Origin of the sequence: Pseudoduganella violaceinigra DSM 15887 (genome assembly GCF_000425385.1) — a bacterium.
Taxonomy (GTDB): Bacteria; Pseudomonadota; Gammaproteobacteria; order Burkholderiales; family Burkholderiaceae_D; genus Rugamonas; species Rugamonas violaceinigra.
Genome location: NZ_KE384361.1, coordinates 252560 through 261081 on the forward strand (window position 1 = coordinate 252560; position 8522 = coordinate 261081).

Annotated in this window: 8 protein-coding genes and 1 riboswitch; of the genes, 5 read left to right on the forward strand and 3 right to left on the reverse strand. The window is 62.1% G+C overall.

Annotated elements, in window-relative coordinates; genetic code table 11:
- The first annotated feature begins 88 nt into the window (after window positions 1-88).
- The gene (locus H597_RS0128890) at window positions 89-793 is read left to right on the forward strand and encodes a GNAT family N-acetyltransferase (RefSeq protein ID WP_028105180.1); all 705 of its coding nucleotides are present in this window, start codon (window positions 89-91) and stop codon (window positions 791-793) included.
- Complete coding sequence (locus tag H597_RS32915) at window positions 778-1398, forward strand: tetratricopeptide repeat protein (RefSeq protein WP_051294193.1); 621 nt, start codon at window positions 778-780, stop codon at window positions 1396-1398. Before H597_RS0128890 ends, H597_RS32915 begins: the two co-directional genes overlap by 16 nt.
- Here H597_RS32915 and prsR read toward each other — a convergent pair.
- Window positions 1372-2718 carry a PEP-CTERM-box response regulator transcription factor gene (gene prsR / locus H597_RS0128900; protein WP_028105181.1) on the reverse strand — a complete coding sequence of 449 codons (1347 nt, stop codon included), beginning with the start codon at window positions 2716-2718 and terminating at the stop codon, window positions 1372-1374. The two genes, H597_RS32915 and prsR, sit on opposite strands and share 27 nt — an antisense overlap.
- Window positions 2719-2819: 101 nt before the next feature.
- Here prsR and nadB point away from each other — a divergent pair, with 101 nt between their 5' ends.
- Window positions 2820-4427, forward strand: a complete 1608-nt coding sequence (gene nadB / locus H597_RS0128905) for an L-aspartate oxidase (RefSeq protein ID WP_028105182.1) — start codon at window positions 2820-2822, stop codon at window positions 4425-4427.
- On the opposite strand, the gene H597_RS0128910 is transcribed toward nadB, so the two are convergent.
- Complete coding sequence (locus H597_RS0128910) at window positions 4424-5167, reverse strand: substrate-binding periplasmic protein (RefSeq protein ID WP_051294194.1); 744 nt, start codon at window positions 5165-5167, stop codon at window positions 4424-4426. The two genes, nadB and H597_RS0128910, sit on opposite strands and share 4 nt — an antisense overlap.
- A gap of 39 nt (window positions 5168-5206) precedes the next feature.
- Between H597_RS0128910 and H597_RS0128915 the strand changes: the two genes are divergently transcribed.
- The gene (locus H597_RS0128915) at window positions 5207-5749 is read left to right on the forward strand and encodes a GNAT family N-acetyltransferase (RefSeq protein WP_028105184.1); all 543 of its coding nucleotides are present in this window, start codon (window positions 5207-5209) and stop codon (window positions 5747-5749) included.
- Here H597_RS0128915 and H597_RS0128920 read toward each other — a convergent pair whose 3' ends face one another.
- Window positions 5750-7837 carry a 3-hydroxyacyl-CoA dehydrogenase NAD-binding domain-containing protein gene (locus tag H597_RS0128920; protein WP_028105185.1) on the reverse strand — a complete coding sequence of 696 codons (2088 nt, stop codon included), beginning with the start codon at window positions 7835-7837 and terminating at the stop codon, window positions 5750-5752.
- 300 nt (window positions 7838-8137) lie between these two features.
- Window positions 8138-8224, forward strand: a riboswitch (cyclic di-GMP riboswitch).
- 117 nt (window positions 8225-8341) lie between these two features.
- Here H597_RS0128920 and H597_RS0128925 point away from each other — a divergent pair.
- Window positions 8342-8522 (forward strand): hypothetical protein (locus H597_RS0128925; protein ID WP_028105186.1); only part of this gene is annotated, 181 nt, incomplete at its 3' end.

Sequence of the window (8522 nt, forward strand, 5' to 3'; positions counted from 1 at the left end):
CCTTGGAAATCCCAGTCTATGCAAGGCGCCTGCGCTGCCGCTTGCGTTAGCTCAAAGAGCCGGCGCGGAGCTTTGCTGTAATGGTTTCATGACCACGCATTTCCAGCAAACCCTGGCGGAACTCGGCGCAGGCAACACAGCCTGGTATACGCTCGCGCGCCTACTGGGCTTGCTCGGCATCCGCATGGTGCGCTATGAGTTCGTGGCCCAGCGCGTGGCCCGCTCGGCCATGCGCAAGGCGCCCGGCAGCCTCATTCTGCGCACCATTGCGACGCTCGATGAACTTCCCCCGTCCTATCCGCGGCCGCGCGAGGTGGTTGCCGGGCGCCTGCGCCAGGGCGGCTCCAGCATCGCCGCCTGGAAGGGCGACGAGCTGGCGGGCATCCTTTGGTACCAGTTCGGCGCCTACCAGGAAGATGAAGTGCGGGCGCGCTATTTCCTGCCCTCGCCACATTCATGCTGGGACTATGACGTCTTTGTGCAGCCGCAGATGCGGCTTGGCACTGCGTTCTGCCGCTTGTGGGACGAAGCCCACAGGCGCATGCACGGGCGCGGGATCCAGTGGAGCTGCAGCCGGATATCGGCGTTCAATCCCGGCTCCCTGCGCGCCCACCGCCGCATCGGCGCCGTTTCCATGGGTACCGCCAATTTCTTCGCGGTCGGGCGCTGGCAACTGATGCTGGCAAGCCGTCCGCCCTTTCTCCATTTTTCCGGGAACAGCGCGTCCTTTCCGCAGCTGGTCTTCGACACCCGGCCTATCGAAGACGGAGCCCACCAATGCCAGGCCACCTGATCCTTCTTGCCGCACTCGCGGCCGATTGCCCAACTTATGTCAAAGGGGCTACCGGCGGCGATTACTACAATTCCGAAGACGCCAAAGGACTGGCCGTGGTCGAGACCTTCCATTTCGGCCCGCAAGTCGAGACGCTGCAGCGGGGCATGTCAAGTTCGCTGGGCGAGGACATCAGCTACACACTGGAGCATTTCCCGAACCATCCCCGCGCCTTGGCCGCAATCGCGCGCCTTTCCATGCGCGCACACAAGCCGCAGGCGCCAGGCGCGCATCACTCTGTGGAATGCTATTTCCAGCGGGCGATCGCCTTCGTCCCCGGCGACGGTGCGACGCGCGCCCTGTTTGGCGCCTACCTCCTGTCGCAACGGCGCGATGGCGAAGCGGTGGAACAGCTGCAGGCAGCACTGGATACGCAGCCGGGCAATGCCGCTGCTTGGTACAACCTCGGACTGGCGCATGTGCGGCGCAAGGAGTGGCCAGCGGCGCTGGCGGCGGCGCACAAGGCGTACGGGCTGGGTTTTCCCTTGCCCGGCCTGCGCCAGCAATTGAAAGCGGCGCGGGAGTGGCGCGAACCCGAATCACTTGATCCCGTGGTGGCTCATTAGATCGTACAGAGTGGGCCGGCTCACTCCGAGCAGTTCGGAAGCGCGCGCGATATTGCCGCCCGTGCGCGCCAACGCCTTCACCATCACCCTGTATTCGGCGGCATTGCGGGCATCCCGCAGGTCGATGTTTTCCGCCTGCGGGGCGCCGGGCGGCAGCCCCAAATCTTCCAGCGTGATATGCGGTCCCTCGCACATGATCACGGCCCGTTTGATGCAATTTTCGATTTCACGCACATTGCCCGGCCAGCCGTAGGCTTCGATCGCCGTCAGGGCATCCGGGTGAAACGGCAGCGCCGGCCGTCCCTCCGATTGCAGGAAACGATGCCGGAAATGTTGCGCCAGCAGGAGCGCGTCGCCGATACGCTCGCGCAGCGGCGGCACCACCAGCACGATTTCGCTCAAGCGGTAGAACAGGTCTTCGCGGAAGCGTCCTTCGTCGACCATGGCTTTCAGATTGCGGTGCGTGGCGCACACGATGCGTACGTCCACCGCGATTTCGCTGCGTCCGCCCAGGCGCTCGATCACCCGCTCCTGCAGGAAACGCAGCATCTTGGCCTGCAGGGGTAAGGCCATGTCGCCGATCTCGTCGAGAAAGAAGGTGCCGCCGCCCGCCAGCTCGATCTTGCCCAGCGTCTGCCGCTCGGCGCCCGTGAAAGCCCCCTTTTCATAACCAAACAGCTCGCTTTCCAGCAGATGCTCGGGAATCGCCGCGCAATTGATGGCCACCAGGCGCCGCTCGCGGCGCGCGCTGAGCTCGTGCAAGCCGCGCGCCAGCAGTTCCTTGCCGCAGCCCGACGCCCCCATCAACATCACCGTGGCGGAGCTGGGCGCGACCTTTTCTATGCTGCGGCAAACGCGCAGCATGCCCGGGTCGCGCGTCACCAGCCCGCCCAAGGGCGAGTCGGCTTCGGTTTGCAGCATGCGCCGGTTGTCCTGCTGGACGCCGTGCAGGAAGAAGGCCCGCTCCGCCATCAGGCGCAGCATGTCGCCGTCGAGCGGTTTCTGGTGAAAATCGTAAGCCCCAAGCGCCATCGCTTTCAGCACGTTTTCGCGGTCCTGGTTGCCGGAGAGGACGATAACCTTGGTATCCGCCGCAATTGCCAGCATCTGCTGCAGCAGGAGCAGGCCTTCGCTGGCGCTATCGGGTTCCGGCGGCAGGCCCAGGTCCATGGTCACGACCGCCGGCTGATGGCGGCGCAACTGGCCCAGGGCGGCATCGCGGTTGCCCGCGAATACCACCTCGTAAGCGTCCAGGGCCCAGCGCAACTGCTTCTGAAGGCCCAGGTCGTCTTCCACCACGAGCAGCTTTTTCCTGGTCATGCCGCCATCATGCAGCATGCTGGGAGTGGGGCTTTTGAGGCAGCGCAACGGCAAATAGTTTATATTGTTGCTTATTACGCTAAAGATCAGCCCGAAACTCCATGAAATTCGATGTTGTGATTGTCGGTAGCGGCCTGGCCGGCCTCTCTGTTGCACTCCACCTGGCGGAAAGCCGCAAAGTAGCCATCATTTCCAAACGCGCCCTGCTCGATGGCGCCAGCAATTGGGCCCAGGGCGGGATCGCCGCCGTGCTCGACTCTGGCGATAGCCACGAACAGCATATTGCCGACACCCTGGTGGCCGGCGGCGGCTTGTGCGATGAAGGCGCCACCCGTTTCATCGTCGAACATGGCCGCGAGGCCATTGAATGGCTGATCGGCCTGGGCGTGCCCTTCACCCGCGACGAGAGCGCCGAACTGGGCTTCCACTTGACGCGCGAGGGGGGCCACAGCCAGCGCCGCATCATCCACGCTGCGGACGCCACCGGCCACGCCGTGCAGGTAACGCTGGAACAAAAGGTGCGCGCGCACCCCAACATCAGCCTGTTCGAACAGCACTGTGCCATCGACCTGATCACGACCGACAAGCTGGGCCCGCGCCCGGCCAATGCGCAGCCACGCTGCCACGGCCTGTACGCGCAGAACGTGAATACGGGCCAGGTGCACACGGTATCGGCCGACCACGTGGTCATGGCCACGGGCGGCGCCGGTAAAGTCTACCTGTACACCACCAATCCGGACACCGCCAGCGGCGACGGCATTGCGATGGCCTGGCGCGCCGGTTGCCGCGTGTCGAATATGGAGTTCATCCAGTTCCACCCGACCTGCCTGTACCACCCCTATGCCAAATCCTTCCTGATTACGGAAGCGATCCGTGGCGAAGGCGGCCTGCTCAAGCTGCCGCCCGAAGCCGGCGCCGCAGCGGGCCAGCGCTTCATGCTGGCGCACGATGAGCGCGCCGAGCTGGCACCGCGCGACGTGGTGGCGCGCGCCATCGACTTCGAAATCAAGAAGCGCGGCCTGGATTACGTGCACCTGGATATCAGCCACAAACCGGCCGACTTCCTGATTTCGCACTTCCCGACCATATATGCACGTTGCCTCGAGCTGGGCATCGACATCACGAAGGAGCCGATCCCGATCGTGCCGGCCGCGCACTACACCTGCGGCGGCGTGGTCACCGACCTGTTCGGCCGCACCGACCTGCCGGGCCTTTATGCGGTGGGCGAAACCGCCTGCACCGGCCTGCATGGCGCGAACCGCCTGGCCAGCAACTCTCTGCTCGAATGCGTCGTCATCGGCCGCGCCTGCGCCCAGGACATCCTGGCCCAGGACAAGGAGGACGCGCCTTACCTGCCGGACTGGGATGAAAGCCGGGTCACCGATGCCGACGAGGAGGTCGTCATCGCCCATAACTGGGATGAATTGCGCCGTTTCATGTGGAATTATGTCGGCATCGTACGCACCACCAAACGCCTGGAGCGCGCCCAGCACCGTATCGCCCTGCTGAAAGAGGAAATCGACGAGTACTATCGCCATTTCCGCATCACCAGCGACCTGCTGGAGCTGCGCAACCTGGTGGAAGTGGCGTCCCTGATCGTCAACAGTGCGCTGCAGCGGCGCGAAAGCCGCGGTCTGCATTTCAGCCGCGACTATCCCGCCACGCTGCCCAAGGCGCTGCCGACCGTACTGACGCCTGATCGCCGTTAAGGCACGTTGACCTCGTGCCGTAGGCCCAGGCGCTTCAATTCCCCGCTATCGACCAGGCGCTGGAATTCCGCATCGAATTCCTTGCGCAGCGCGTCCGAGGCGGGGCGCTTCGGAAAGGCGAAGTAGCCCTCCTGCACGTCGATCACGCGCGGAAGCATGGTCAACTGGCCCGACAGTCCCAGCCGCCCCAGCACCGGTTCCGTATTACGCCGGTTGCTGGCGAACATTTGCGCATGCTGGGCAGCCAACATTTTCAAGCCGCTGTCGACACTGTTGACGACGTCCAGCCTTAATTGCGGCCGGGCCTTGTCGAAAGCCGCACCGTAGGACCAGCCGTTGACGATGGCGATGCGCTGTTCGGCCAGCTCCGCATAATCGCCGCTCCAGTCCTGAAGCATCCCTTTGCGGACATAGAACACCATCTGGTCCTGGTAAAACGGGAGCTTTGAAAAAGCCATCAGCTGCTGGCGTTCGAACGTCTTGTAAGGGCCGACCAGGATATCGGCCTTCCCCTGCGCCACCAGGGCCTGTGCCCGTGCCCAAGGATAGAGTTCAAATATCGGTCGGTGGCCCAGGCGCTCCGCGATCAAGCGCACGATCTCGGGGCCGAACCCGACCACTTCGCCTTCCTGGCCGCGCTCATAAACGCGCTCGAAATGGGTTCCGATCACCAGCAGATCGCGGGCGCCGACCGGCAGGCAGACAAGCAAGGCGAAGACCGCTGCAACGAATTTGCGCATGATTCCTCCCTTAGTGCTTCCCTATGATAGCATTTCCACATGCCAAATCCACCCAAGCTGCGGCCCGCCACCAAGGCCGATATTCCCGCCATGGAGATGCTTATCCGGCGCTCCGGTATCGAACTCAGTAAAGGCTTCTATACGGATGAGCAAGCCGCGGCGATTACCCGCCACGTGTTCGGCGTCGACACGCAGCTGGTGGAAGATCGAACGTACTTCGTTATCGAGCGCGATGGCGGCATGCTGGCCTGCGGCGGCTGGAGCAAGCGCGCCACCCTGTTCGGAGGCGACCAGCACAAATCCGGCCCCGATCCCTTGCTCGATCCGGCCACCCAGGCGGCCCGCATCCGGGCCTTCTTTGTCGATCCGTCCGTACCCCGCCAAGGGCTGGGCCGCATGCTGATGGAGCATTGCGAGCGCGAGGCGGCTGCCGAGGGCTTCCTGACGATCGAACTGGCGGCCACGATGCCGGGCGTTCCCCTGTACCGGGCCTGCGGGTTCGAAGGAATTGAAGATATCTCGCTTACGCTGCCGGAAAATATCACGGTGCCATTGTCCCGGATGCGCAAGCGGATCGGGTGATCAGCTATTGAAGCCCTTGCCTTCGGCTGCCAGCTTGACCAGTAGCGGCGCTGGCTTCCAGGCCTCGCTGTGTCGGCCTTTCGCGAATTGCGCGATGCTGTCCAGCACGGTGGACAAGCCCACGGTATCGGCATAGAACATCGGGCCGCCCCGGTACAGCGGGAAACCATATCCAGTCAGATAGACCATGTCGATGTCGGAAGCACGCAGTGCGATCCCCTCTTCCAGGATCAACGCACCCTCGTTGACCAGCGCATACACCAGGCGCTCGACGATTTCCTGCTCGCCGATCTCGCGCCGTGCGACGCCGATTGTGGCGGAATGCTTGATGATCATGTCATTGACGACTTCGCTCGGATGGGCTTTGCGCTCCCCCTCCTTGTAGTCGTACCAGCCGGCGCCGGTTTTTTGGCCAAAGCGCCCCATCTCGCACAGCAGGTCGGCGGTCTTCGAGTAAACCACGTCAGGCTTCTCCACATAGCGGCGCTTGCGGATATACCAGCCAATATCGTTGCCGGCCAGGTCGCTCATACGGAACGGCCCCATCGGGAAACCGAATTTTTCGATGGCATTGTCCACTTGGTCCGGCAAAGCGCCCTCCTCCAGCAGGAAGGCGGCCTGGCGGAAATACTGTTCGATCATGCGGTTGCCAATAAAGCCATCGCAGACACCGGAAACCACACCGGTCTTTTTCAGCTTCTTGGATAAAGCCATGGTGCTCGCCAGCACGTCTTTGCCGGTCGCTTTGCCACGCACCACTTCCAGCAATTTCATGACGTTGGCAGGACTGAAAAAGTGCGTTCCGACCACATCCTGCGGGCGGCTAGTCAAGGCGGCGATTTTATCCAGATTCAGCGTCGACGTATTCGAGGCCAGGATTGCGCCCGGTTTCATTACTTCATCGAGCTTGCGGAATACATTCTCCTTGACGCCCATGTCTTCGAAGACCGCCTCAATGACGATGTCAGCATCGGCGATGGCAGCGTAATCCAGGGTGCCGGTGATCAAGGCCAAGCGCTGCTCGAACTTGTCCTGCGTCAGCTTCCCCTTCTTCATTGTGTTTTCGTAATTCTTGCGGACGATCGCAAGGCCTTTGTCCAAGGCCTCCTGCTTGGTTTCAAGCATCACAACCGGGATACCCGCGTTTGCAAAATTCATGGCAATGCCACCGCCCATGGTGCCGGCGCCAATGACGGCGGCTTTGCGGACGTCCCGAACAGGCGTATCGGCGGGGACATCGGGGATCTTGCTCGCGGCACGCTCTGAAATGAAAGCATGCCGCAGCGATTTGCACTCGGTGGTCTGCATCAGGTGCAGGAAACGTTCGCGTTCGAACTTCAAGCCGTCTTCGAATGCCATCGTCACGGAGGCGGCAACCGTCTCCAAGCACTCGATAGGCGCCCGGAATGGACCAGCTTCGGCCTTCACCGCATCGCGGCGGGACTGCAGGAAGGCTTCGTGGTCGGGGTAGTCGACGTTGCGGTCGCGTACTTTGGGCAGTGGGCGCGCTGCGGCGATGCTCTTAGCAAAAGCGCGCGCTTCGGCGACCAGGTCGGCACCTGCCGGCAGCAGTTTGTCGAACAAGGCGGTATCCGCCAGTTGCTCCGACAGCACAGGCGTCCCGGTGACAATCATCTTCAGGGCCATTTCCAGGCCCAGCACACGGGGAAGACGCTGGGTGCCGCCCGCGCCAGGCAACAAGCCCAGTTTCACTTCAGGCAAGGCAATCTGCGCGCCCGGCAGTGCTACGCGATAGTGGCAACCCAAGGCCAGTTCCAGTCCACCGCCCATCGCGACGGAATGGATGGCGGCCACCACGGGTTTGCTGCAGCCCTCCACCGCCCGGATCAGGCTATGCAGCGTGGGCTCGGTGAGCGCCTTTGGCGAATTGAATTCCTTGATGTCCGCGCCGCCGGAAAACGCCTTGCCGGCGCCGGTCAGCACCACAGCCCTGACCGCATCGTCTTCCTGGGCGCGGCGGATGCCGTCAATCGCAGCCGTGCGGGTAGCCAGTCCAAGGCCATTGACTGGCGGATTATTCAGCGAAATAACGGCGATGGCCCCGTGCACTGCGTAATCTGCGCTCATAGATCGTCTCTTCCTTCTTCTCGTGGGATGGTACCGAGCAGCTACTATACATTAGGAATAGCACGCCCGTGCACTTCATTTCAGCATTATGAGCGGCGATTATAATCGAGTTTCCTGAAATAAATCAGCGTTTCATCCTTGAAATATTGCAAGTCATTGATTTAACTCAGCAATTAAGACTCCAATAAAATCCATGCAACTGAGTTTTCATAATGCTCAGACATATTTACGACAGGCGAAAAAGTTTTAAAACTTCGCTTGCTATGCGGCAATTGATTGTCTAAGATTCCGTACAGCAAGATCTGAAAAGGGCAAACCGCGGGAAACTGCGGGACGCAAAGTCATCGGTCTAAAGAGCTACGGCTCCATGACGGCAGGACTGCCAGACAAAAGTATCCCCTCCCCATGGGCGCCGTGCGTCCGTGTGTGGTGATGCAGTCTTCTACCGGCATTAGACCGGCGGGCAGTCCTCGTTTTATTTATTGAAAACAGGGACTCGCACCAATGAAAACTATCACCACCTTCTCCGCTGCCATCGCCACCGCCATCGCTACCCTGGCTGCTCCAGCCTTCGCCGCTCCGGCCGAAGACTTCGCCCCAGGCCGCATCCTGGTGGAACCGCGTGCCGGCCTGACCGTGGCGAGCATGGAAGGCCTGCTCAAGCAAAACGGCGCCGGCAAGGCGC